This window comes from Actinotalea sp. JY-7876 (genome assembly GCF_014042015.1).
Lineage (GTDB): Bacteria > Actinomycetota > Actinomycetes > Actinomycetales > Cellulomonadaceae > Actinotalea.
Window position 1 is genome coordinate 684,065 of sequence record NZ_CP059493.1, and the last position, 23,259, is coordinate 707,323.

Genomic DNA, 23,259 nt, shown 5'->3' on the forward strand with positions numbered 1-23,259 from the left:
GTGGACACCATCCTGACGATCGACCAGGGCACGACGTCGACCAAGGCGCTGCTCGTCGACGCCGCGTCGGGCGCCGTCCTGGGGCGCGGCACCGCGCCGGTCGCCATCGCCTACCCCCGGCCCGGATGGGTCGAGCAGGACGCCGAGGACCTGTGGGGCTCGGTGCAGGTCGCCGCCCGGCGCTGCCTGGCGGACGCGGCGCGACCGGTCACGGCGCTGGCGATCAGCAACCAGCGCGAGTCGGTGGTCGCCTGGCGCGCCTCGAGCGGGGACCCGCTCGGCCCGGTGCTCGGCTGGCAGGACTCCCGCACCGCCGCCTGGTGCGCGAAGGTGACGGCCACCGAGCGGGTCTGGGCGCGCACCGGCCTCCCGCTGGACGCGATGTACTCCGCGCCCAAGATGCGCTGGCTGCTGCAGTACGCGCGCGACCTGGGCGTGCCCGCGGGCGACGTCCGCGTGGGCACCGTCGACTCCTGGCTGGTGCACCGGCTCACCGGCGAGCACCTCGTCGAGGCCGGCAACGCCTCGCGCACCCTGCTGCTGGACCTCGACCGGCTGGAGTGGGACGAGGAGATGCTCGCCCTGTTCGGGCTGCCCGACGTCGTCCTGCCGCGCGTGCAGGCGTCCAGCGGCGGGTTCGGCACGGTGCGCGGCGGGGCGCTGGGGCTCGACGGCGTGCCCGTGCTCGCCGTCCTGGCGGACTCGCACGCCGCCCTGTACCACCACGGCCAGGCCGCGCCCGGCGCCGCCAAGGCCACCTACGGCACCGGCTCGTCCGTCATGCTCCCCACGGACGGCCGCGTGCGCGGCACCGGGGGCGCCACGAGCACGCTGGCCTGGCTCGACGGCGCCCCGCAGTACGCGAGCGAGGGCAACATCCTCACCTCCGGCGCGGCGCTGGACTGGGTCGCGCGGCTGCTCGGCACGCCGCCGGACGTGCCCGGCGGCCAGGCGCTCACCGAGCTCGCCGCGACCGAGCCGGACAGCGGCGGCGTCGTCGTCGTGCCGGCGTTCACCGGGCTCGGCGCGCCGCACTGGGACCGCGACGCCGTCGGCACGCTCACCGGGGTCACGGGCGGGACCACCCGCGGGCACGTCGCCCGCGCGGCCCTCGAGGCCGTGGCCCACCAGGTGTGCGACGTCGTCGAGGCCGTGCTGCGCGACGGCTCGGCGGACCCGGGCGCGATCGTCGCGGACGGCGGCGCCACGGCGTCCCCGCTGCTCATGCAGACGCAGGCGGACCTGCTCGGCCGCCCCGTCGTCGTCAGCGCCGCCCCCGAGGCCTCCGCCCTGGGCGCCGCCGACCTCGCGGCGCGGGTGCTCACGGGCGCCGCGCCGCCGCCGACGCCGCCGCGCCGCACCCACGAGCCCGCGATCGACCCGGAGGAGCGTGCCCGGCGACGGGCCGCCTGGCGCACGGCCGTCCGCCGCTCCCGCGGCCTGGCCGTCGACCTCCCCACGACCACCACCGACCTCAACACGATGGGAGCTGTCCGCTCATGACCACCTCACCCCGCTTCGGTGCCGGGCTCTGGAACTTCGCGAGCTACGTCGACCGGTACGCCACCGACGGCTACGCCGAGCCGGTCTCCACGCTGGAGCAGATCCGGATCGCGGGCACCGTCGGCGACCTGTCGGTCGTGGACCTCAACTACCCGTTCTCGCACGGCGCCACGCTGAGCGAGGTCAAGGACGCGCTCGCCGACGCCGGCCTCGCCGCGATCGGCGTCACCCCGGACATCTACCTGCGCCGCTTCGGCCGCGGTGCGTTCACCAACCCGGACCCGGCCGTGCGCGCGCAGGCGATCGACCTGCTGCACGAGGCCGCCGGCGCCGTGCGCGAGCTGGGCGCGAGCTACGTCAAGGTCTGGCCCGGCCAGGACGGGTGGGACTACCCCTTCCAGGTCAACCACCACGACGTGTGGAAGCTCGCGAAGGACGGCATGCGGGAGATCGCCTCGGCGCACCCCGACCTGAAGTTCGTCATCGAGTACAAGCCGCGCGAGCCGCGCGTGAAGATGCTCTGGGACTCCGCGGCGCGCTCCGTGCTCGGCATCCAGGAGATCGGGCTCGACAACATCGGCGTGCTGCTCGACTTCGGCCACTCGCTGTACGGCGGGGAGTCCCCGGCCGACGCGGCGCAGCTGCTCATCGACCACGGGCTGCTGTGGGGCATGGACGTCAACGACAACCTGCGCGGCTGGGACGACGACCTGATGGTCGGCTCGGTGCACATCACCGAGGTCTTCGAGTTCTTCTACACGCTGCGGATCAACGGCTGGGACGGCGTGTGGCAGCTCGACCAGTTCCCGTTCCGCGAGGACCGCGTCGAGACCGCCCGCGCGTCGATCCGCTTCCTCAAGGCGATCCACCGCGCGCTGGACGAGCTCGACTACGACGGGCTGCGCGAGGCGCAGGAGCGCCAGGACGCGATCGCCGCGCAGAAGCTCGTCCAGGACGTGCTGCTCTCCTCCATGAGGAGCGGCGCATGACCACGCCGGCGACCGACGCGGGCCTGCTGCACGCCGTGCCGACCACGCTGCTGGACGCGCCGGACCGGGAGATCGAGGTGCTCGGCCGGGTGCCGGCCGGCGCGGACCGGGCGGCGACCGTCGCGCACCTGCACCGGGCCGCGACCGAGGTGCGCCGCCGCGCCGTGCAGACCATCGGCGCCGCGGGCGCCGGGCACATCGGCGGCGAGTTCTCGGTGGCCGACGTCCTGGCGACGCTCTACCTCGCCGTCATGGACCTGACGCCCGAGCAGGTCGAGGCCGGCGACCCGGACCGCGACCGCTTCGTGCTGTCCAAGGGCCACGCGGCGAACGCGCTGTACACGACGCTCGCCATCGGCGGCTTCCTGCACCCGGAGGCGCTGCGCACCTTCCTGCAGCCGGAGTCGATGCTCAACGGCCACCCGGCGCGGACCAAGATCCGGGCCGTGGAGGCCAGCACCGGGCCGCTCGGCCACGGGCTGCCGATCGCCGTCGGCATGGCGCTCGGCGCGCGCATGGACGGGTCCCGGCGACGCACGTTCGTCGTGCTGGGCGACGGCGAGCTGCAGGAGGGCTCCAACTGGGAGGCCATGATGACGGCCGGCCACCAAGGGCTGGACCGGCTCGTCGCCGTGGTGGACCGCAACCGGCTCCAGCAGGGCGCCCGCGTCGCGGAGACCAACAACCTCGAGCCGCTGGCCGACAAGGTGCGCGCCTTCGGCTGGGAGGTCCACGAGCTCGACGGCCACGACCACGGCGCGCTGCTCGACGCGTTCGCGCAGGTGCCGGCGGCGTCCGGCCGTCCGACGTGCCTCATCGCGCACACCGACAAGGGGCACCCGATCAGCTTCATGAGCGACGAGGTCGCCTGGCACCACAAGGTGCCCAGCGCGGACCAGGTCACCCAGGCGCTGGCCGAGCTCGACGCGATCCTCGACGGGATCGGGAAGGACCGTTCATGACCACCCACACCCAGACCCGCACGCTGCATGACTGCCGGGACACGTGGGCCACCACGCTCGCCGACGTCGCCCGCGCGGACGAGCGCGTGGTCGCCGTCGTCAACGACTCCGTGGGCTCGTCCAAGCTGGGCGGCTTCCAGAAGGAGTTCCCCGAGCGCACGGTCAACGTGGGCATCGCCGAGCAGGACATGGTGGGCGTGGGGGCGGGCCTGGCCAACAGCGGCCGCGTGCCGTTCGTCTCGGCCGCCGGGTGCTTCCTCACCGCGCGCGCGATGGAGCAGATCAAGGCCGACGTCGCCTACTCGCAGTACAACGTCAAGCTCGTCGGGCAGTCCCCGGGCGTGGCGTACGGCGACCTCGGACCCACGCACCACTCCATCGAGGACCTGGCGTGGCTGCGCACCCTGCCCGGCATCGTGGTCGTCGCGCCCGCCGACCCGCGCGAGACCGATCAGGTCGTGCGCTGGGCCGCCGCGCACGAGGGCCCGGTCTACGTCCGCGTGTCCCGGATGGGCGTGCCGGACGTCTACCCGGCCGACTACGAGTTCGTCCCCGGCCGGGCGTACACGCTGCGCGAGGGCGACGACGTGACGCTCATCGCGACGGGCACGACCGTGACCCGTGCGCTGGACGCGGCGGACCTGCTCGCGGCCGAGGGCGTCGCGGCGCGGGTGCTCGCGATGACGACGGTCTCCCCGCTCGACGAGGAGGCGGTCGTCGCCGCCGCGCGCGAGACCGCCGGCATCGTCACCGTCGAGGAGGCGTTCGTCAGCGGCCTGGGCGGCGCCGTCGCCGAGACGGTGACCAGCCACCACCCGTGCCCCGTGCGCCGCATCGGGTTCCGGGAGGACTTCGCCCCGACCGGCTCGGCCGAGTGGCTGCTCGACCACGTGGGCGCCAGCCCCGCGGGCATCGCCGAGACGGCTCGGAGCCTGCTGGTGTAGCGACCGGGTGACACCCGGGGCGGCGCCGCAGGGCGCACCCCGGGTGCCACGTAGGGTACAGAACCGCCCGATCCGACCAGGTCCGTGGGAGTCCGCCGTGAGCATGAACGACGACTTCGCCGTGATGCTCCGGCACTCCGAGGACCAGCTGCGCCTGATGACCCGGGTCGCGCGGATGTACCACGAGCAGGGGATGCGCCAGCTCGAGATCGCCGAGAACCTGCACATCTCCCAGCCCCGGGTCTCGCGCCTGCTCAAGCGCGCGGTCGAGGTCGGCATCGTGCGCACCACGGTCTCGCTGCCGGCGGGCGTGCACCCGGACCTCGAGGAGCGCGTCGAGAAGACCTTCGGGGTTCGCCAGTGCATCGTCGTGGACGTGCGCCCGGGGGAGGACGTCACGCGCGCCCTCGGTGCCGCGGCGGCCGACCACCTGGCGGCGACCCTGCTGGGCGGGGACACGGTGGGCATCTCCTCGTGGTCCGCCTCGCTCATCGCGGTGGCCGACGCGCTCGACACGTTCCGCACCCCGGTGGCCGACACCGTGGTGCAGCTCGTCGGCGGCCTGGGCGCCCCGCGCGTCCAGCTCCAGGCGACCCGGCTCATCAGCCAGTTCGCGAGCCGGCTCGGCGCCGAGCCGCGCATGCTCCAGACGCCGGGCGTGCTGGGAACCTCCCAGGCGCGGGCCTCCCTCATGGCGGACGCGTCGGTGGCCGACGTCGTCGAGTGCTGGTCGCGCCTGACCGTCGCCCTCGTGGGCATCGGCGCGATCGAGCCCTCGGACCTGGCCAAGCAGTCGGGCAACACGTTCCCCGAGGAGGACCGCGCCCTGCTCGAGGCCGCGGGCGCCGTCGGCGACGTGTGCTTCCGCTTCTACGACGCGCGCGGCGAGGTGGTGGACGCCAACTTCCACGACCGCGTCATCGGCATCTCCCCGGACCAGCTGCGCGCCGTGCCCCGGCGGATCGGTGTCGCCGGGGGAGCGGCCAAGCTCGCCGCCATCCGCGGCGCCCTGCTCGGCGGCTGGGTGAACATCCTGGTCACCGACTCGGTGACCGCTCAGAACCTGCTCGACACCAGCCCGTAGGGCTGCACCACCCGAAGAGGATTCATGGACCACGACGACGTGACCCCCGCCGCGAGCCGGCTCGACGTGCCGGCCGTGCTGGCTGCGCTGACCCTGGAGGAGAAGGTCGCGCTGCTCGACGGCTCGGACTTCTGGCGCACCACCCCGGTGGAGCGGCTCGGGGTCCCGGCGGCGTGGCTCTCCGACGGGCCGCACGGCGTGCGGGCCCAGCCCGTGGGCGGTGACCACCTCGGCGCGATGGCCGCGACGCCCGCGGTCGCGTTCCCCACCGCGGCGGCGACCGCGTCGTCGTGGGACGTGGACCTGCTGCGCCGCCTCGGTCGGGCCCTCGGCGAGGAGGCGCGCGCGCAGGGCGTGCAGGTCGTGCTCGGCCCCGGGGTCAACATGAAGCGCTCGCCGCTGTGCGGACGCAACTTCGAGTACTTCTCCGAGGACCCGTACCTGGCCGGCGAGCTCGCCGTGGCGATGGTCGACGGCGTCCAGGGCGCGGGCGTCGGCACGTCCGTCAAGCACTTCGCGGCCAACAACCAGGAGACGGACCGGATGTCCGTCTCGGTCGACATCGACGAGCGCACCCTGCGCGAGATCTACCTGCCCGCGTTCGAGGCGGTCGTCACGCGCGCCCGGCCGTGGACCGTGATGTGCGCCTACAACCGGGTCAACGGCGTGTTCGCCTCGCAGGACCCGTGGCTGCTGACGCGGGTGCTGCGCGAGGAGTGGGGCTACGACGGGCTCGTCGTCTCCGACTGGGGCGCCGTCTACGACCGCGACGCGGCGCTGGCCGCCGGGCTCGACCTGGAGATGCCGTCGTCCGGGGGCGTGGGCGCCGCGGCCGTGCACCGCGCCCTGGCCGCCGGCACCCTCACGGAGGCCGACGTCGACCGCTCCGCGCGGCGGGTGCTCGAGCTGGTCGCGCGCTCGCGCCCGGAGCCGGGGCCCGACTACGACGAGGGGGCGCACCACGCGCTCGCCCGCGAGGCCGCGGCGGACTGCGTCGTGCTGCTGCGCAACGACGACGCCGTGCTGCCGCTCGCGCCCACCGGCGGCCCGGTCGCGGTGGTCGGGGAGTTCGCGCGCACGCCGCGCTTCGGCGGCGGCGGCAGCTCGCAGGTCACCACGACGCGCCTGGACGACGCGCTCGGCGCGCTGCGCGAGCAGCTCGCCGGCCGCGAGGTGCGCTTCGCGCCCGGGTTCACCCTCACGGACGACACCCCGGAGCAGGAGGCGGCGCGGCTGCGCGACGAGGCCGTGCAGGCCGTCCGCGGCGCCGACGTGGCCCTGCTGTTCCTCGGCCTGCCGGACGCCTACGAGTCCGAGGGCTACGACCGCGAGCACATGCACCTGCCCCCGCAGCAGGTCGCCGTGCTCGAGGCCGTGGCGGGGGCGGTGGAGCGCGTCGTCGTCGTGCTCACCAACGGCTCCGTCGTCGAGGTCGCGCCGTGGCAGCACCACGCCGACGCGCTGCTCGAGACGTGGCTGCTGGGCCAGGCCGGCGGCGGCGCCGTCGCGGACGTGCTGACCGGCGCGGTCAACCCCTCGGGCAAGCTCGCCGAGACGATGCCCGTACGGCTGGCCGACAACCCCGCGCTGGGCAACTTCCCGGGCGACGCGGGCGTGGTCCACTACGGGGAGCGGCTGCTCATCGGCTACCGCTGGTACGACGCGCACGCGCTCCAGGTCGCCTACCCCTTCGGGCACGGGCTGTCCTACACGAGCTTCGAGTACGCCGATCTCGCCATCGAGGTGCTCGACGACGGTGTGCAGCCGCGGGTGCGCGCCTCCTTCACCGTGACGAACACGGGCGCGCGGGCGGGCAAGGAGGTGGCGCAGGTCTACGTGTCCGACGACGAGGCCACCGTGTTCCGGCCCGACCAGGAGCTCAAGGGCTTCACCAAGGTGGCGCTGGAGCCGGGAGCCTCGACGCGCGTGGAGGTCGAGCTCGACGCGCGGGCGTTCGCCTGCTGGCACCCGGCGCTGGGCCGGTGGGTCGTCGAGCCGGGCACCTTCACCGTGCTGGTCGGCGCGTCCTCGCGCGACGTGCGCCTGCGCGGCGCCGTCGCGCTCGCCGGCGAGCCCGTGACGCTGCCCGTGGACCCGGACGCGAGCGCCGAGCGGTGGCTCGCACACCCCACGCTGGGCCCGCGCCTGCGCGAGCTCGCGCCGGGTACCGCGCTCGGGGACCTCATCCTGCTCGAGGGGGAGACCGGCCAGATGATGCGGGCCATCCCGATGCGGCGCCTGGTGCGCTTCCCCGGGTCGCCGATCACGGAGGAGTGGCTCGAGGAGGCGGTGGCGGAGGCGCAGGGGTGAGGGGCCGGGCAGGGCTCTGGGTGCGGCCGGGACCGGCCGGCCGGTAGGCTGCGTGAGCGTCGACGGCGGCTCTAGGGCTGCTCGGCGACGTATGACAGGGCCCTCTGGAACCACCTCCCGTGCCCGGCCGTCTCGCGCGCCGGGCGCTTGGCCGGGATTCCGTCAGGTCCCTCGCGCCTGTAGCTCAGGGGATAGAGCACCGCTCTCCTAAAGCGGGTGTCGGCAGTTCGAATCTGCCCAGGCGCACAGAAGTGTTACCGCAGGTCAGAGGCGATATTGGTGCCGACACCGCGGCAGGGCGCGTGTCCGATTTGCCGGGCATTGGTCAGCGCGTGGTCAGTGACTCGTTGTGTGGGACTCCGGTAGATGGTGGACATCTTGGTTCCGGTTCCTGCCTGACAGGTTGCGGACGCGGTTCCGGTGGGTGGGCGACAGTGGTTCCGGCTCCTGCCTGACACTCGTGCTCGTCTTCCGGTCAGTGCGGCCGTGGGGTTCGCTCGTCGTGACGATGGGGTCGCGGCGAGAGGGGCCGGTCGTGCTGGTGGAGCTGGGTGTGGTGGAGCAGCGGTATCAGGCGGTGCTCGAGGTCCTGGGCGGGGTGTCGGTGACCGAGGTAGCCCGGCGCAACGGGGTCGCTCGGCAGACGGTCCATGACTGGCTGCGCCGGTATGCCGGCGGCGGGCTGGCGGGGCTGGCCGACCGGTCCTCGCGACCGGTCTCGTGCCCGCATCAGATGGCCCCGGTGGTCGAGGCGATGGCGGTGGCGATGCGTCGGGCGCATCCGGCGTGGGGTCCGTCGCGGATCGTGTGGCGCCTGGAGCGGGACGGGGTGGCGCCGGTGCCGTCGCGGTCGGCGGTCTATCGGGCGCTGCTGCGTCACGGCCTGGTCGAGGGGACCAAGCGGCGACGGCGCCGGGAGGACTACCGGCGCTGGGAGCGGGGTCGGTCGATGGAGCTGTGGCAGATGGACGTGATGGGTCGGGCGTTCCTCGCCGATGGCCGGGAGATGAAGATCGTGACCGGGATCGACGACCACTCCCGGTTCTGCGTGTGCGCGGTCGCGGTGCCCCTGTCAACGCCGGGCGAATTCGGACCCCCTGTTGCTGGGCGGGTTGCGACGAACCCTCGAACCCGCCGGCGCCAGGGGGTCAGGTTTCACGCGGCATCGACAAGGACGGCGCGCCGCCGGCAGTGCAGCATCCGCCCGACCGCACGGTCATCGGCACGAGCGCGGATCGCAGCATTACCGGACGGCGCACTGCGCTCCGACGTCGCCCCGCTGCCTCCATCTGCCGGAGCGCGACGGCTCCGGCATCGGTAGACGTTCGCCGGATGCCGGAGCCCGTCTTCGAGCAGTACTTGCCACAGTCGATGGGGCGGTGCACTAGCTCCACCCGATCACGCCGGTGCCACTCGACCGTGAAGGGGCCGCGCCGTCTCCTCACGGTCGCCGCCGATCTATGAGTTCCTCGCGACCTCAGGCCCAGGAAGGCGTCGGCCGCGCCTTCGGCCCTGACTTCAACCGCTTCTTCGCGGCACCGTTGGCCCGCAGTGACGCGCAACTCAAGAGGGATCTGCTGGGACATCAGGATCTGGGGAAACATCACCCTGGGCAAGCTCTGCTGCAACCTCGAGAGGCGGAAGCATGACACCGGCGAACCCGAGGCGGCTTGCTGTGGTCGCCAGGGCCTCGCGCACGTACGGGTAGGCCACGCGCATTGCAGTGGACTGCCCGAAGCTCTCGATCTGTTCGGTGGACCAGCCGCACGACTCGAAGGTCGCCACGACAGACGCCTCAACGTGGCCGTAGTCGGCTCCTTCTGCATCTGTCAGATCACCACGACCCGTCAAGCGATACAGGTAGGTGCTTCCCTCTTCGTAGTACGCCAGATCCAGGTTGTACTTCGTCGCCGGTGCAAGCCCCGCAGCGCGGCGCTCGCCGGACAGTTGAACGAGTGCGACTGAAGTCAACCGCGGTACCGCCGAGCCGGAAGCCGTCTGAGCGGTCTTGCCGTCACTCATTCGAAACCCTCAGGGAAAGCTCCTGTCCGCTGATCGCGATCCGCTCCCGTAGGTGCCACATAGCGTGCTGAGGGAGCACCAAGGATGGTTCCTGGGTCACGACGGCCGGAACGACGAGTGGACTTGACGCTGGACCCGTGTCGATACGGCGCCAGTCCTCCGAAGGCCCATGAGCCGTGAGCGCCGGCTGCCCCACCACCTGCCCGAATGCCACCTCGTCCGCGAGCGCCTTGTCGATCTCGGCGACCGAGGCACGGTCAAGGAATTCCAGCCCATCCTCTGGGTCGATGTGCACGACGTCGCGGACCCACGCCACGACCTCGGGCCACTGGTAGAGCATCGTGAGCCGCCCGCTGCTCCCGGCACTGACGGCCTCATAGGGCTCCGGGAAGGCACGGCGGTTCGACCGCCGACGCCCGGCCGCCCACAGACGTGCGGCCTCGTGACTGACCGAGCAACGCTCCGCGATGTCACTGAGCGTGACCAGGTCGTCGTGCACACGCTCGACGCTCACGCCGCTCATGTGCTGGTGGATCCGGCGAGCGCACTCCAGAACCCGATCGCGAGCAAGGTCACGCTCTACGAAGCAGACCGCGTACGACATCGGGCCCACGGCGTGGAACGCCAGGTCGCAGAGCTCGCTCGGGATGGTGGCGTACGCACGCGGGTCTTGCAGGTCCAGCCCTCGCAGACGGAGGGCCACCCGGACGGTCACAGCATCTCCTCGGGTCGGCCGACTTGAACCATACATTCAGTGTTGGAGATCTCCAACATGTCATGTATCGGCACGCGACGCACCCGGGTTGAGACGCTCCAGCCGCTCCTCGAGCCGACCGCACCACCGGTGCAGCTCCCCTGCCGAGACCCGCACGCGTTCGGCACGACTGACCTGGCCGACACGAGCCGCCAGCCGCCTGGCCTGTGCAACGTAAGCCCGTCCTCTGCGAAGCAGGTCCGCCACGACATGCGGGTCGATCGGCTCCGACTGCTCCGCCGCGAGCGCCTGCTCTAGAAGCAGCTCCAAATCCTGTGCGGCATCCAGGGCAGTCAACTGTGCGGTGGCGGTCATCTCCTCGAAGGAGTCCAGGGCGGACCGGCGCGTCTCACCGCGATTCAGCATGTCCTCCGCTTCGGCCAGCAACTCTTGCGCTCGTTCGAGCTTGCTCAAGGCCTTGTCGTAGTGGTGGCCCTTCAGGGGTGGACCGTCGAGGACGCCGTGCTTGCAGCGATCGACCCGCTTCCGCGCCTCGATGGCGAAGAACTCAGCGCCCGAGGCCGTGCAGTCGACCTGGAAGCTGTGCTGCTCACCCTCCGGACCGGGGCAAGTGACGACGCCCCATAGGTGCGGGGCGTCGATGTAGTGCAGGCTCCATCCGGCCGCACGCGCGCGCTCCAGCGGTTCGCGCCAGTAGGCCTTCTGATGCGACGGCCACCTCTGTTCGGTGCCGTACGCGGTGACCATGGCCCCTGCCTCCCGCGTCGACTCCCACGCCTGGTTCACGCCGGGACCGGTCCACACCCGCGCTGAGGTCGCAGCCTACTGCGGCACTCCCTGCCGGCGCCTGGACCAGGCCGCAAACCTCAACTATCCGCAGGGAGCCCGCTGACGTCTTCCCGACGGAGTGGTTTTCGCTAGCCGGCCATGAGCAACGTCTGGGTCGCCAGCCGACACGGCAGGACATGAACCCTCCCTCAGCCGTCGGCACGATCTGGGGGATCGCGGCATGATCGGACACTCGTACCGGCTCCCCGTCGGCTCGGCGAATGGGTCGACCCCATCGTCTGCCGATTCGAGGGCGGGCACTCTCACACGCCGCGCGAGGCGAAGGTCGAGGGGTGGGTGCAACCGGGAGTCGGGCTGGGCTGTCTAGGCCTCAACGGTGACCTCTGCCACTATCGACTCCGTGGTCGGACTTGATACGCGTCGCCTCCATCCACCGCGACCGCGCGCGGAAGTTGGTGTTCGTCCACACGCCCCCGCTCCGGCTTGGGAACAGGTACGAGCCCGGCTCCGTCGCAGCGACTCGCGTCCTCGCGTATTCGTCAAGGGCCGCAGGCACCGGCACGGTCCGCGTCTGGTGCGTCTTCGTCGGCCCGAACACCGCCCCGCTGGTCCGCTTGGACTGCGTCGCCGCCCGGTGCACCCGGACGCCGAGACCGTGCGGGGTCTGCACGACGTCGTCGACCCGCAGCGCCGCCATCTCCGAGAACCGGCACCCCGTCGTCCCGAGGAACAGCACTACCGGCTGGCACAGCGGCGGCACCGCCATGACCAGCCGGCCGAGCTGCTCGGGCCGGAGCCAGTGCGGCTCCCGCTTGATGCCCCCGCGCGGCAGCGCCACCATCCGCGCGACGTTGACGCTCAGTCGCCGGTCGCGGATCGCGTAGTCGAAGACCAGCCGCATCATCGACAGGGCCCGACGCCGTGTCGCCGTCGCCAGCCCACGCGCCGTCAGGGCCGACATCACTCGCTCGACGTCGGCCGCCGAGATCCCGGAAATCGGGTACGCCCCGATCTCCGGGATCACGTACTTGTCCAGCAGGAACCGCGTGGTCTCCTGCTGCGCACCGCCAGGTGACCACGCGAGGCTTGCCACTCCTCGGCCAGCGCCGCGAACGTCATCCGCCCGCGCGCCGGGTCGATCCACGAGCCGGCGTCCAGCTTCGCGAGCTGGTCCGCCTCCCAGCGCTTCGCATCGACCCGGCGTCCGAACGACCGCTGCGCGATGACCCGGCCCTCGAAGAACACCTTCGCGCGCCAGGTCACGGTCCCCGTGGGGTGCGCCCGCCTGGTGACGGACATCAGCGTCGCTTCATCGGCATCGTCGGCTCTCGCTCGACCCACGCCGCCGGGAGGAGGATCACCGTGCCCAGCCGGCGGTAAGGGATCTGCTCGTGCTCGACCAGGTGGTACAGCGTCCGGGGCGGCACCCCGAGCACCCGCGCCGCGTCCTTCACGCGGTAGTACTGCCGGGCGGGGGTGACGGTGGTGCTGTCGGTGCGCTGCGCGGTCGTGGTCATGGTCCTTCTCCTTCGTGGTTGTGGTTGGCATTCCCTTACAGCCCGAGCACCGGTCCATCGGGAACCGGTGGCGGGACGCTGGTCAAGCGATGCGGCGTCGGCTGTGGAGGCACGGCACTCCACGCTTGCTGTGGACGCGCGGGCGGCACGATGGGTGCGGGCCGACCGGGGTGATAAGAAGCCCAGGTCTCGGTAGCGCTGGGCTCGGCGTGACTGGCCGCGAGGATCTGCTCGAGCACCTCGCGGCCCGACGACGGCGCCTGGCCGGGCAGGCACTCCGGGTCGGGTTGGTCGACGACGACGTAGGCGCGGTTCGTGTGGCGGCCGCGGCTCATCCCGACGTAGAGGTCCTCGCGGCCCATACCCGGGGCGGCGATCGTGTGGGTCTCATCGACGGTCATGCCCTGGGTGCGGGCGATGGTCGTGGCATAGCCGAGCTCGACGTGCTCGGCCACGTACTCGGCGGGAAGCCGGACGCTTGGGGCATCGGCGTGGTTGGCGGGCCGGACACGGAGTGACCCGTCGGGCAGGACAGCGGTGACGTCCCAGAGGGCGCCGTTGCGCACGAACCCGTCGGCAGTGGTTAGGCGGCGGTGGTTGCGTCGGGTGACGATCCGGTCGCCGACGCCGGCAGCCAGACCGTCGTGCAGGCCCACCCCGGCGGGTGCGACGTCGCCGGTGGTGATGCGGTCGGCGCGGATGCGGGCGTTGAGCTCGTGGACGGTGCGGTTGTCGACCGCCTGCAGCGCCGCGACCCTGCCCTGCTCGCTCGCCGTGGTCACGGCGTCGATGGCGGCGTCGAGCATCGCATCGTGCCCGCCAGAGGCGATGGCGCCGTGGGCCTCGTAGGCGTCGAGGGCCGCGGGATGGGCACGGCGCAGCTCGAGGCTGGCGCGGGCCTCCCAGGGGTGGGTAAAACGCCAGAGGCTCGTGAGCTCGACGGTGGGCCCGCGTCGGGCGAGCATGCCGAAGGCCCCGCCGGCGTCGACCGACCCGCGCTGCCGGTGGTCCCCGACGAGGAGAATCTTCGCCGTCGCTGCGCGAGCCTGCTCGACGATGGCGGCGAGGGTGCGGGTGTCGGCGAGGGAGGCCTCGTCGACGATGACGAGCTGGCCGGGGGAGAACCGCCACTGGTCCTGCTCGATCCGCAGCCGCCACTGCTCCTCGCGCGCCACCCGCATCTCGCGGAAGTCGCCGTTCGCTTCCCGCTCGACGGTGTCGGCGTAGCGGAGGGCGCGCGCCGTGCCGCCGTCGCCGGTGGACTCATGCAGCCACTTCGCCGTCGTCTCGCACGGGACGCCGAGTGACTCTCCGAGTGCTCGTGCCGCGGTGGCCGACGGCGCCAGGCCGACGACAGGCCCGAGGCCGTGCCCCCAGAAGGCCGTCACCGCGGCGAGGGCGGTCGTCTTGCCGGAGCCCGCCGGGCCGACCAGCACGTCGAGGAGGCGGCTGGAGGTGATGACCGCCTCGGCGGCTGCGCGCTGGTCGGGTGCGAGCTCGCCGAGGTGGTGCTCGGTGCGCAGCGGCAGCTGTCCGAGCATGGCGCGGGCCCGGTGGGGGAAGCCGTCGGTCTCGGCGGCATCGATGAGGGCTTTCTCGGCGTCGAGCAGCTCGGTCGAGGTGAACAGGGACTCGCCGACCCGGCGCGTGGTCGGGTCCCGGTTGTCATCCAGGTGCACGCACGCCGCCGCGGCGTCGGCGGTGATCGTGTTGAGGAGGGCGCGCCGCTCTAGGGGTGAGGCCATCCGCAGGAGCTTGGAGGCTCGGACGGCGGCGGCGCCGAGGTTCCACGTCGTCCAGACCGACCGCTTGGTCGAGACGTCGTCGAGGACCTGGGCGACCATCGCGGCCCGGACCTCTGGGCCGACGTCGTGCGCGTGGAGCGGCCGGCCGTAGGCGCCGGCAAGGGCTCGTGCGGCGAGGTCGTGCGGCTCGAGGCCGGTGAGCGCGCGGGCGCGGTTCGCCCACTCGGCGAGAAGCTCCGCGAGCGGCCGGACGGTCTTCGGCGGCCGCGTCGCGCGAGTCAGGTGCTTCCGGGCGCGGGTGGTCTCCACGCGCGTCGGTGCCCGGCCGTGCGTGGCCTCGAACTCGACGAGCCACTCCTGCTCGGCGCAGTGGATCTGCTCTGCGCGGGCGGAGAAGTGCGCCAGGAGGTCGTCGCCAACCCCGCTCAGCTCGAAGGCGGGGTTGCGGCGCGAGCCGCGGTCACGCATCGACCATTCCACCGGGAGGCGCCGCGCGACCTCGTCGGCCAGCAGTGCGTCGTAGAGCTCGGACACGGTGACGACGGCGGCGTGGACGGTCCGCCCGTCGACGCTGCGCCAGGCCCCGTCGGGACCCTGCACCTTGTTGGCGATGACGACGTGGGTGTGCAGGTTCGGGTCACCGGCCCGGGTGTCCCAGTGATCGAAGGCCGCGGCGACCATCCCGCGGGTTCGGATCTGATGACGGCCGCCGTCACCGATGCGCGTGCGGATGACGCGCTGCTCGACGAACTCGAGCGATGACGCCAGCGCTGCCCGGTGCGCGTCGTAGACGAGGACGCGGGTCGCGTCATCGGCCAGCGCCCACAGCACCGAGACGGATTTCGGGGCGGTGAAGGTCAGGTCGTAGCCGACGACCGCGTGACGATTCCCGTCATCGAACGAGCGGAAGGGCCGGCCGAGCGCGACATTGGTCAACGGGTCGCCGCCGTCCTGGAACACGGCCGTCATCGCCGACTCGGTCACTACATCGCCCGGGCGGAGCCGCCGGCTCGCGTCACCGAGCCCGGCGAGGCCCTCGCCGTACCAGCGGCCCGCCGGGCTCCCCGTCTGCTCGTAGTACGCCGTCAGCGACGCCCCCGCGTCGAGGCCGGCGTCGCCCGCGGCCACGTGCCGGGTCAGGTAGGCGTACCCGTCCCCGGCCGTGAGCTTGTGCATCGACATCACCCGCACCACCTCCCCTCGCGACGCCGTCGCTATCTGCAGGTGTGCGGCAGCGGGGGAGAAGATGCGCAGCTGCCGCCGTGCCGGCGTTCACAGGGAGGTGTGCCAATAGCCCTACCAAGCGAGCCATCCACCGGGAGCGAGCGGCCGCTGAGGGTCTCCAGGTCTAGGCCGTCCGGGGGAACAAGGCTGCGACACGGCTGATCTCTTCCTACCCTTTTCCCGGGAGGGAGTTCTCGGATGCCGCTGGTGGCCGAGCTTGATGGCGTGCGGGTAGTGTCGATCGACCTAGACGATGACGCCTGGGACGCGCTGCGATCGCGATCCCGCAGTGGCACTCTCCGATTCCGCGACTGCGCCTCAGCCGCCTACCTCCGCACCTCACGTAGAGGCTTGCGGCACTTCGCGCACGCGCCGGGGGCGGGTGGCTGCGGCGCGCACGGCAACGAGTCGGCCGCACACATGCAGGCCAAGTCGCTCATTATCGCCGCAGCGCGCGCCGCCGGCTGGCAGGCCGAGCCGGAGGTTCCGGGCCCCGGCTACCAAGCCGACGTCCTGACCACCTCTCCCAGAGGCGTTCGACTGAACTTCGAGGTGCAGCTCGCACGCGAAGAGGACACCGACTACCGCACGCGGACCCTCCGACGGACGGCTGACGGATGCCGCGTCCTGTGGCTGACCCGCTATCCACTCCCGCCCCGCCGAGACTGGGAGCCAGACCCGCTCGCGGTACCGGACCCGCGCGCGCCGCAGGCGCGGCTCGTGGAGACCGACGGGCAGCGGTTCAGCGTGCTCCTCGATCGGATGTGCTCGCTCGAAGAGGCGGTGACAGAGCTCCTGTCAGGAAGGGTCGCCCTGCGGCCGCAGATCAGTGGGGAACGGATACTCCGCGTCGTTCTGGCCCGGCGAGCGTGCTGGAGCTGCGCCCGCCGAGTGACCCTCTGGCGAGTGGTTGGCGAACGCACCGTTGGCACGTGCGGGCGATGGGCCGACGCCGACGCTGTGCGGCTGATCGAGCACGCGCATGCCGAAACTAAGCGAGAGCAGGCGCACGACATCCGGGCGGCGGTCGCCGCTCGCGTCAAAGAACTGCGCTGGCCCGCGATGGCGAGCCTGTCATCACGCGTCTCGAAGGAGGCGGGCAAGACGTACATGGCGTTCTCCTGCTGGCAGTGCGGCCGCGTGCAGGGCGACCACTACCTCTCGGGGGTCTGGCACGAGGCCGCCTACAACCCGGACCAGCCGGAGGTACTGATCAGTCGCGGCGCGAGTGCTGTCCAACTCCCCCACTGGTGCCGCCCGCCGGAAGGAACGGCGCCCTGTGGGAGCGGGCCCTCCCCTGCGACGCGGTAGTTGCGCAGGGGCAGCGGCGTGATGTGAGGAACGACCGCGGTCGCAGGCGAAGGGGCAACGCCGGCAGATCTGCTCTCATGGTCCACGTCGCAGAACGTCGGCCCGACGACAAGCGCGAGATCTACTGCCGAAGTTCCAAGTTCGCTGGCTTGCCCCTGCGTGGCGGAATGCGCGTGAAATTCCGGCCCGGGTTTACGGCTCGCGGCCCGGTCGCGGTTGGGGTGTGGCAGCTCTAGAAGTCTCCCGCGGCCGCTCCGCGCGTGCCGACCGCCGGCAGGCATCGCCACTTCGCGTGGTTAGCGTGTGGTCAGCGTGCACACCGGAACAGGGTCTCCCTGCGAACTTCCCGCATGTATTTCCGCAGGTCAGGGCGTTATCCACGAACCTTGGGCAACGGCTTCTCAGAGCGCCGGTCGAAGCTGCGGTCGACCAGCAGTTTGCCGATCGCCATGAGCATGCTGGCAGCGAGCGAGACCGCGACACCCGCAAGGAAGAGCCGGGCGTCGCGGCTCCACTGAAAGTCGCGCGACGTGTACGACAGGCCGACAGGCCCGACTCCGGCCGTCGTGTGTGCATCGTCACTGACCGAAGAGGCGGCCTCGTAAGTCCCGTAGACGCCAGCCCACGACTCGCTCGTCGACGCGGCATCGAGCCCGGTAACGATCGCCTGGCCGTAGTGCGGCGTCTCTCTCAGCCGGAGGAGGCGTCGTACCAGGCTCGCTTCGGCCGCTAAGGAGCCGTCCTCCTTAGCTGTGGCCGCGACGAGCGCGGGTAGCTCCAGTCGTAGGCCCCAAGGAAGCGCTGTGCGCAACGGCTCAAAGGCGACGTTGCAGTTTACCCAGGCCGAGTATCCGTGTGCCGTCGTGACGGCGGGATTGGGTGGAGCGCCCCCCTCCGGCGATCCAGCGTCAGCCCGGATCGGCATGTCCCACGTGCTCGGCTCGAGCGTCTGAGGCTCAATGACCGTGAACGTCATCGCATCAGCAATCTCAGCCGGAGAACCTTGCGCGGCACCGCTCGCGAGCGGCCCGAAGTCGACCTCCCGGTCGTTCAACTGGAGTCGGATGCTCTCGACTACAGCGATGCGCTCCGGCTCAGCCAGCTCGCCGTACTCGACGCCCGTCCTGAGCCGCCATTCCGTGTCGTCTCTACAGGGCTCGAGCATCAGCGCCGCATCCCCGCCGGCAACGATTGAAACCCCGGCGTGCTCGCCTCCGACGGGCAGCGTCTCGCTGCTGGCCTCGGTCCGGGCGCTCGTTCGGACGCTCCCCGACGGCGGGACGCCGCCGTCGGACTCCATGCGACCGATCCGTAGGTCAACGCCCATCATGCCGTCCACACCGTCCTCGGGCGTAATGTTCCGGAAACTGACGTCTGCCTGCATAGCGTTCGCCGATTCCAGCGAAGCCACCGCGAAGGCAGAGCGCACTCCTTGATCCGACGGCCGCGCCGTCGCGCTCGTGACGAGCCAAGCGGCGCAGCCCAACGCCGTCAAGAGAACCAGACCCGCGGCAATAAGCCGCACGTTCGACGACCTCGAGCTGTTCAACGCAGCCACCTCGACGCCAGGGCAAACGACCGTACGAGGGCGATGACTGTGGCTACGAGTATCGACGCGAACAAGCCTGCGGCCACTCTGGCGACGGTGCGCCGCTCAGTTGCGCCGACGGGCTCCAACCACATTACGCCGCCCGACTGAAGGATCGCCTGCGACCCGTCGCCGTAGCGCGTCCACCAGTCGTCCTCAACGGTCAAGACGCGCATGCCCCGGTCTGTGTCGACATGGTCGACGACGTCCGCGAAAAGGTTCACCGGGCGCTGGAACTCGTCGTTGCGGAGATCGTAGTGAGTAGCGAGATGGATAGGCCCCTCGCCCCCCTGGTCCGCCACGGCGGCGACGAGGTCGGGCGAACGGAACTCGTGCAAGTAATCGTACGTGTCGAGGAACGCGTCGGCTCGGAAGGTGCACGACGCGCGGGCGACCCGGACTGGATGGAGGGTAAGCTCTTCGTCTTCGCTTGCTTTCCACGACCTCTCATCGGTCGTCCCGAACCGCACCTCCGAGAGGAGGAGCGTGGTGTCGTTGAGCGTGGCCTGCGCTGTTTCCTCATTGAGAGTGTCTTGACCGGTGAACCCGAAGAGGTGCCCAGTCGCTGGACGTCGCTGTAGGTAGCGCTCAATAAGTTCGCGCGGGCCATCGGCCGCCAGGTCACCGCCCGTCAAGGCGGCATCGCTGTCGAAGAAGAGCCCTTGTCCGTCACAAGCAATGAGGGCCTCCGCGAGCCGCCCTCCGAGGACGGCCGTGACGGCAGCGTCGCGGTCGATGGACACCGTGATGTCCACCGTGATGGAGCCGCTCGACTTCAGATCGATGGCATCCGTCGAACTGATCTCCAGCCACAGGGAGCCGCCGGCTTGCGCCGAGTCAACGACGATGAAGCCGCGCTCCCAAGCGGGCTCGATGACGGGGATCCGCATCATGTGGATTGATGCGGCGATCCCTGCCCCGGAGACGCATGCGAGAACGAAGGCGCCGATGCGTTTCACGGCTGTGGCTTGCCGTGACGTGGCGCTGGCGTTCATGCCGCCTCCTGGGTTCGTCGCCGCAGCGGTTGCCTCCCGTGTGGAAAGGCTACCGATAAGAAGCCGGAGCCTGACCCGGTTTCCCGGACAGTTTCGGTTGGGTGATCATGCCGCCGCGGTAGCGGCGGTGTGAAGGTCCTCGAACTGGTTCGGGGACCGGTAGTCCAGGCCGGAGTGGCGCCGGATGGGGTTGTAGAAGCCTTCGATCCACTCGAAGATCGCCGACGCCAGCTCCTCGCGGGACGTCCAAGCACGCCGGTCCAGCAGCTCGCGCTGCATCGTCGACCAGAACGACTCCATCATCGTGTTGTCCACGCTCGAGGCGACCCGGCCCATCGACCCCAGCAGGCCGGCCGAGCGCAACCGGTGCCCGAAGATCCAGGACGTGTACTGGCTGCCGCGGTCCGCGTGAACGATCACGCCGGGGGCGGGTTGGCGGCGCCAGAGCGCCATCTGCAGGGCGTCGACGACAAGCTCGGAGCGCATGTGGTCGGCGATCGACCAGCCCACGATCTTCCTGGTGAAGACGTCCAGAACCGCGGCGCAGTAGACCTTCCCGGTGCTCGTGGGGTGCTCGGTGATGTCCGTGCACCACAACCGGTCCGGACCGTCCGCGCTGAACCGGCGCTGAACCAGGTCCTCATGCGGGGCCGGCAGCGGCCGCTGACCACGGCGCTTGCGCCGGTGACACACCCCGACCAGCCCAGCGACGCGCATCAGCCGCGCGACGCGCTTGCGACCGCAGGCGACCCCCAGCCCGAGCCGGAGCTCGGCATGGACTCGCGGCGCGCCATAGGTCGCCCGCGAACTCTCGTGGATCGCCACGATCGTCGTGGTCAGCGCCCGGTCAGCGACCTCACGGGCGCTCGGCCGTCGTCGGGCCGCCTCATAGAGGCCGGAGCGGGAGATGCCGAGCACCCGGCAGGTCAGCGCGACGGGCACCCCGTCGGCCGCCAGCTCCTGGACCAGCGGGCACTCATTTTGGGAGGACGTTCTCCCGGGCGAAGTAGGCGCTGGCGCGCTTGAGGATCTCGACCTCCATCTCCAGCACCCGGTTGCGGCGACGCAACTCGACCAGTTCACGGCGCTCGTCGGAGGTCACGCCCTCGCGGCGGCCGGTGTCGACATCGTCCTGGGCCATCCACCGGCGCAGGCACGACTCACTGATCCCCAGATCCTTCGCGATCTGGGCCACCGGCTGCTGACCCGAACGGGCCAGGTCCACTGCTCGGCGCCGGAACTCCGGCGGCTTGGCTGCAGGCATCCAGGACTCCCCTCCGAGGCGATCATCACCTCAGATCAGGTGTCCGGGAAAGCGGGTCATGCTCCCCCGTCGCACCGCCGAGGGCCTGTCCAAGCGCGACATCATCCGCTGCCTCAAGCGCTACCTCGCCCGCGAGATCTACCAGCGGGTCATGACCGACCACCGGGCCCGCCGCGACCTCCACCGACCGGCCCTCGCGGCGAGTCTTGACCTATAGGGGCGTCAACGCCCTCGCCGAGTCCACCATCGGCCTGTTCAAGACCGAGCTAATCCGCCGCCGCGGGCCCTGGCGGACCCTGGACGACGTCGAGATCGCGACCCTGGAATGGGTCGACTGGTTCAACAACCGCCGCCTGCACACCGAGCTCGGCGACATCCCACCCGCCGAGCACGAGGCCACCTACTACCGTCACATCACCGCGTCGACGACGCTGGAAAGCAGAGAACCGAGCCTCCACTGAACCCGGGGCGGTTCAACCTGCATCGACACTCCGCGAAGCGGTGCAGCTACGCTCGCGCCTCAACGACACCCCTCAGCTGCCCGCTCGAACAGGGCAGAGCTGTCAACGTGGGCCAGCTTGCCGCGTCACCGTGGCGCGCGAGCTGTACTCATCAGGCGAGCTGCCGCGCGGCTTCCAGGAGCCGCGCACCTATGGCCGCACCCAGCGGGATGGGAACGGCGTTGCCGATCTGGCGGGCTATCGAGGTCTTGGAGCCCACCCATTTGTAATCCCGCGGAAAGCCTTGGAGTACCGCCGCCTCGTAGTGGGTGATGGCTCGATTCTCCTCGGGGTGCAGGTACCGACCCTTCTCGGGCTTGAAGAACTCAGTGCGTATGGTGACGGACGGCCTGTCCCACCGGAGTCGACCCATGACGTCACCGGACCCGCTGGTGTGCCTTCGCCAGCAAGGCGGCAGCAGCTCGTCCGGGAGATCGAATCGGTTACCACCCGGAGGAATCGAACGGAAGCGGGCCCTCGAAGTGGGTGAGTAGTCACGTCCGAGGTGCAGCTCGTGAGTACGGAAAACTCCGGGCAGAACCATACCCTTGAAGGTGTGCGTGCGCTCCGGCAGCTCCAGCGAGTTCCAGGCGCCGTCGAGTCCACGGAACGCCTCGCGCACCGTGCGGTGCGCATCGGCATGCGTCGGTTCGGGCCACCCAGGGAACGGCAGGTCGCGATGGTGACCGATGAGCACCGCACGCTTCCTCGCCTGGAAGGCACCGTGGTCAGCGGCGTTCAGGACGCGGGCCTGGAAGGCGTAGTCGGCGAGCTCGGCACCCGGTTCCACGGCGTCGAGGAACTGCTGGTACTGCGCCGACTTCATGAAGGCCGCGACGTTCTCCACCACAAAATACCGGGGTCTCGCCCGGACGATCGTCCGGGCGTACTCACGCCATAGGGTGTTGCGCTCGTCCTCGGCGTGCTGCTTGCCGAGCGTCGAGAAGCCCTGGCAGGGCGGTCCACCCACGATGACGTCGACCGAGGGCACGTCCCGCGTTCGCAGCCACTCCTGGATTGGCCCGACGAATACGTCGGCCCCCGGGTGGTTCTGCTGATAGGTGGCCGCAGCCGCGACGTCCATCTCGACGGCCTCCACCGTCGAGTAGCCCCCCTGCAACCCCAATCCCGCACTGAGCCCGCCTGCGCCGGCGAAGAGATCGAGGACCGTCATCGCCGACGAGCCGCTTCCGGGCACGTCAGTGCTGCGCGATCCTTGGGGGGTGACCATGGGGCCCACGCTAGCCGGCAGCGGCGACACAACCGACGAGGCGCGCGGGATGCGCCCGAGCCCGGTGCTGGCGTCCCACATCCCGATCCCCGCTTCCAGGGCCGTCTCGGACCGGATGTCCCGGCAGCGCCGGAGGGACACGGGACCGGAACTGCTGCTGCGCCGGGCTCTCCATCGCCGCGGCCTGCGCTTCCGTGTCGACCACGCCCTCCCCGGCCTTCCCAGGCGCCGCGCCGACGTCCTGTTCACCCGTGCCCGGATCGTGGTCTTCGTCGACGGCTGCTTCTGGCATGGCTGCCCGGAGCACGTGACGCGTCCTGCGAGCAACGCAGCGTGGTGGGAGGCGAAGCTCGCGACGAACGTTCAGCGCGACCGGGACACCGACGCACATATGAGGTCCATCGGATGGCTTGTCCTCCGGTTCTGGGAACACGCGGACATGGAGCAGGCGGCGGACCGCGTCGCTCACGCCTGGACGAATGCTCACGAACCGCGGGCCAGGAGCCGATGAGACTCGGAGTGTCGGTGACGCCTTCTACGGTGGCTACCATCAAGAAATCCACAGG

At 71.1% G+C, this 23,259-nt stretch carries 20 protein-coding genes, 1 tRNA gene and 2 pseudogenes; 12 read left to right on the forward strand and 11 right to left on the reverse strand.

Annotated elements, in window-relative coordinates; all coding sequences use genetic code 11:
• The 8 genes and pseudogenes from H2O74_RS03350 to H2O74_RS03385 all read left to right on the forward strand — a co-directional run.
• Complete coding sequence (locus H2O74_RS03350; protein ID WP_182113122.1) at nucleotides 1–1,503, forward strand: FGGY family carbohydrate kinase; 1,503 nt, start codon at nucleotides 1–3, stop codon at nucleotides 1,501–1,503.
• On the forward strand, nucleotides 1,500–2,492 hold the full coding sequence (locus H2O74_RS03355) for a TIM barrel protein (protein ID WP_182113123.1): 993 nt from the start codon (nucleotides 1,500–1,502) through the stop codon (nucleotides 2,490–2,492). The genes H2O74_RS03350 and H2O74_RS03355 overlap by 4 nt, the downstream gene beginning before the upstream one ends.
• Nucleotides 2,489–3,454 carry a transketolase gene (locus tag H2O74_RS03360; protein WP_182113124.1) on the forward strand — a complete coding sequence of 322 codons (966 nt, stop codon included), beginning with the start codon at nucleotides 2,489–2,491 and terminating at the stop codon, nucleotides 3,452–3,454. Before H2O74_RS03355 ends, H2O74_RS03360 begins: the two co-directional genes overlap by 4 nt.
• On the forward strand, nucleotides 3,451–4,398 hold the full coding sequence (locus H2O74_RS03365) for a transketolase family protein (protein ID WP_182113125.1): 948 nt from the start codon (nucleotides 3,451–3,453) through the stop codon (nucleotides 4,396–4,398). Before H2O74_RS03360 ends, H2O74_RS03365 begins: the two co-directional genes overlap by 4 nt.
• A 103-nt stretch (nucleotides 4,399–4,501) precedes the next feature.
• Nucleotides 4,502–5,482 (forward strand): sugar-binding transcriptional regulator, encoded by a 981-nt coding sequence (locus tag H2O74_RS03370; protein WP_255491877.1) that lies wholly within the window; start codon nucleotides 4,502–4,504, stop codon nucleotides 5,480–5,482.
• Between the two features lie 24 nt (nucleotides 5,483–5,506).
• Nucleotides 5,507–7,792: a glycoside hydrolase family 3 C-terminal domain-containing protein gene (locus H2O74_RS03375; RefSeq protein ID WP_182113126.1), complete on the forward strand. Its 2,286-nt coding sequence runs from the start codon at nucleotides 5,507–5,509 to the stop codon at nucleotides 7,790–7,792.
• A gap of 173 nt (nucleotides 7,793–7,965) precedes the next feature.
• Nucleotides 7,966–8,038: transfer RNA gene (locus H2O74_RS03380), tRNA-Arg, on the forward strand.
• Between the two features lie 289 nt (nucleotides 8,039–8,327).
• Nucleotides 8,328–8,870, forward strand: a pseudogene (locus H2O74_RS03385) (helix-turn-helix domain-containing protein); the annotation flags it as partial.
• 485 nt (nucleotides 8,871–9,355) lie between these two features.
• Here the strand turns inward: H2O74_RS03385 and H2O74_RS03390 are convergent.
• The 7 genes from H2O74_RS03390 to mobF all read right to left on the reverse strand — a co-directional run bounded on the left by H2O74_RS03390 (nucleotide 9,356) and on the right by mobF (nucleotide 15,762).
• Nucleotides 9,356–9,814: a protein-export chaperone SecB gene (locus H2O74_RS03390; RefSeq protein WP_182113128.1), complete on the reverse strand. Its 459-nt coding sequence runs from the start codon at nucleotides 9,812–9,814 to the stop codon at nucleotides 9,356–9,358.
• Nucleotides 9,807–10,529: a hypothetical protein gene (locus tag H2O74_RS03395; protein ID WP_182113129.1), complete on the reverse strand. Its 723-nt coding sequence runs from the start codon at nucleotides 10,527–10,529 to the stop codon at nucleotides 9,807–9,809. The genes H2O74_RS03390 and H2O74_RS03395 overlap by 8 nt, the downstream gene beginning before the upstream one ends.
• A gap of 60 nt (nucleotides 10,530–10,589) precedes the next feature.
• Complete coding sequence (locus H2O74_RS03400; RefSeq protein ID WP_182113130.1) at nucleotides 10,590–11,276, reverse strand: hypothetical protein; 687 nt, start codon at nucleotides 11,274–11,276, stop codon at nucleotides 10,590–10,592.
• 412 nt (nucleotides 11,277–11,688) lie between these two features.
• Complete coding sequence (locus H2O74_RS16580; protein WP_255491758.1) at nucleotides 11,689–12,342, reverse strand: hypothetical protein; 654 nt, start codon at nucleotides 12,340–12,342, stop codon at nucleotides 11,689–11,691.
• A complete protein-coding gene (locus H2O74_RS16585) occupies nucleotides 12,339–12,617 on the reverse strand; it encodes a hypothetical protein (RefSeq protein ID WP_255491759.1) in 279 nt (92 codons plus the stop codon). The genes H2O74_RS16580 and H2O74_RS16585 overlap by 4 nt, the downstream gene beginning before the upstream one ends.
• Complete coding sequence (locus tag H2O74_RS03410) at nucleotides 12,617–12,835, reverse strand: helix-turn-helix domain-containing protein (protein WP_182113131.1); 219 nt, start codon at nucleotides 12,833–12,835, stop codon at nucleotides 12,617–12,619. Before H2O74_RS03410 ends, H2O74_RS16585 begins: the two co-directional genes overlap by 1 nt.
• Before the next feature lie 35 nt (nucleotides 12,836–12,870).
• Nucleotides 12,871–15,762, reverse strand: a complete 2,892-nt coding sequence (mobF, locus tag H2O74_RS03415; RefSeq protein WP_182113132.1) for a MobF family relaxase — start codon at nucleotides 15,760–15,762, stop codon at nucleotides 12,871–12,873.
• A gap of 240 nt (nucleotides 15,763–16,002) precedes the next feature.
• On the opposite strand from mobF, the gene H2O74_RS03420 reads away from it, so the two are divergent.
• Nucleotides 16,003–17,115 (forward strand): hypothetical protein, encoded by a 1,113-nt coding sequence (locus H2O74_RS03420; protein ID WP_182113133.1) that lies wholly within the window; start codon nucleotides 16,003–16,005, stop codon nucleotides 17,113–17,115.
• 373 nt (nucleotides 17,116–17,488) lie between these two features.
• On the opposite strand, the gene H2O74_RS03425 is transcribed toward H2O74_RS03420, so the two are convergent.
• The 3 genes from H2O74_RS03425 to H2O74_RS03435 form a co-directional block, all read right to left on the reverse strand.
• On the reverse strand, nucleotides 17,489–18,544 hold the full coding sequence (locus H2O74_RS03425) for a hypothetical protein (RefSeq protein WP_182113134.1): 1,056 nt from the start codon (nucleotides 18,542–18,544) through the stop codon (nucleotides 17,489–17,491).
• 116 nt (nucleotides 18,545–18,660) lie between these two features.
• Nucleotides 18,661–19,698, reverse strand: coding sequence for a hypothetical protein (locus tag H2O74_RS03430; RefSeq protein WP_182113135.1), 1,038 nt, complete (start codon nucleotides 19,696–19,698; stop codon nucleotides 18,661–18,663).
• Nucleotides 19,699–19,803: 105 nt separating this feature from the next.
• A protein-coding gene (locus H2O74_RS03435) for an IS3 family transposase (protein WP_182113136.1) occupies nucleotides 19,804–20,962 on the reverse strand; the annotation gives its coding sequence in 2 pieces (ribosomal slippage) (nucleotides 19,804–20,677 and nucleotides 20,676–20,962; 1,161 coding nt in all).
• Nucleotides 20,963–21,020: 58 nt separating this feature from the next.
• On the opposite strand from H2O74_RS03435, the gene H2O74_RS03440 reads away from it, so the two are divergent.
• Both H2O74_RS03440 and H2O74_RS03445 read left to right on the forward strand, forming a co-directional pair.
• On the forward strand, nucleotides 21,021–21,179 hold the full coding sequence (locus H2O74_RS03440) for a hypothetical protein (RefSeq protein WP_182114356.1): 159 nt from the start codon (nucleotides 21,021–21,023) through the stop codon (nucleotides 21,177–21,179).
• A 7-nt stretch (nucleotides 21,180–21,186) separates the two neighbouring features.
• Nucleotides 21,187–21,423 (forward strand): annotated as a pseudogene (locus H2O74_RS03445) (integrase core domain-containing protein); the annotation flags it as partial.
• 151 nt (nucleotides 21,424–21,574) lie between these two features.
• Here H2O74_RS03445 and H2O74_RS03450 read toward each other — a convergent pair.
• Entirely contained in the window at nucleotides 21,575–22,693 is a 1,119-nt protein-coding gene (locus H2O74_RS03450) for a DNA cytosine methyltransferase (protein WP_182113137.1), read from the reverse strand.
• Between H2O74_RS03450 and vsr the strand changes: the two genes are divergently transcribed.
• Nucleotides 22,692–23,204, forward strand: a complete 513-nt coding sequence (gene vsr / locus H2O74_RS03455) for a DNA mismatch endonuclease Vsr (protein WP_370525891.1) — start codon at nucleotides 22,692–22,694, stop codon at nucleotides 23,202–23,204. The two genes, H2O74_RS03450 and vsr, sit on opposite strands and share 2 nt — an antisense overlap.
• The last annotated feature ends 55 nt before the right edge of the window (nucleotides 23,205–23,259 follow it).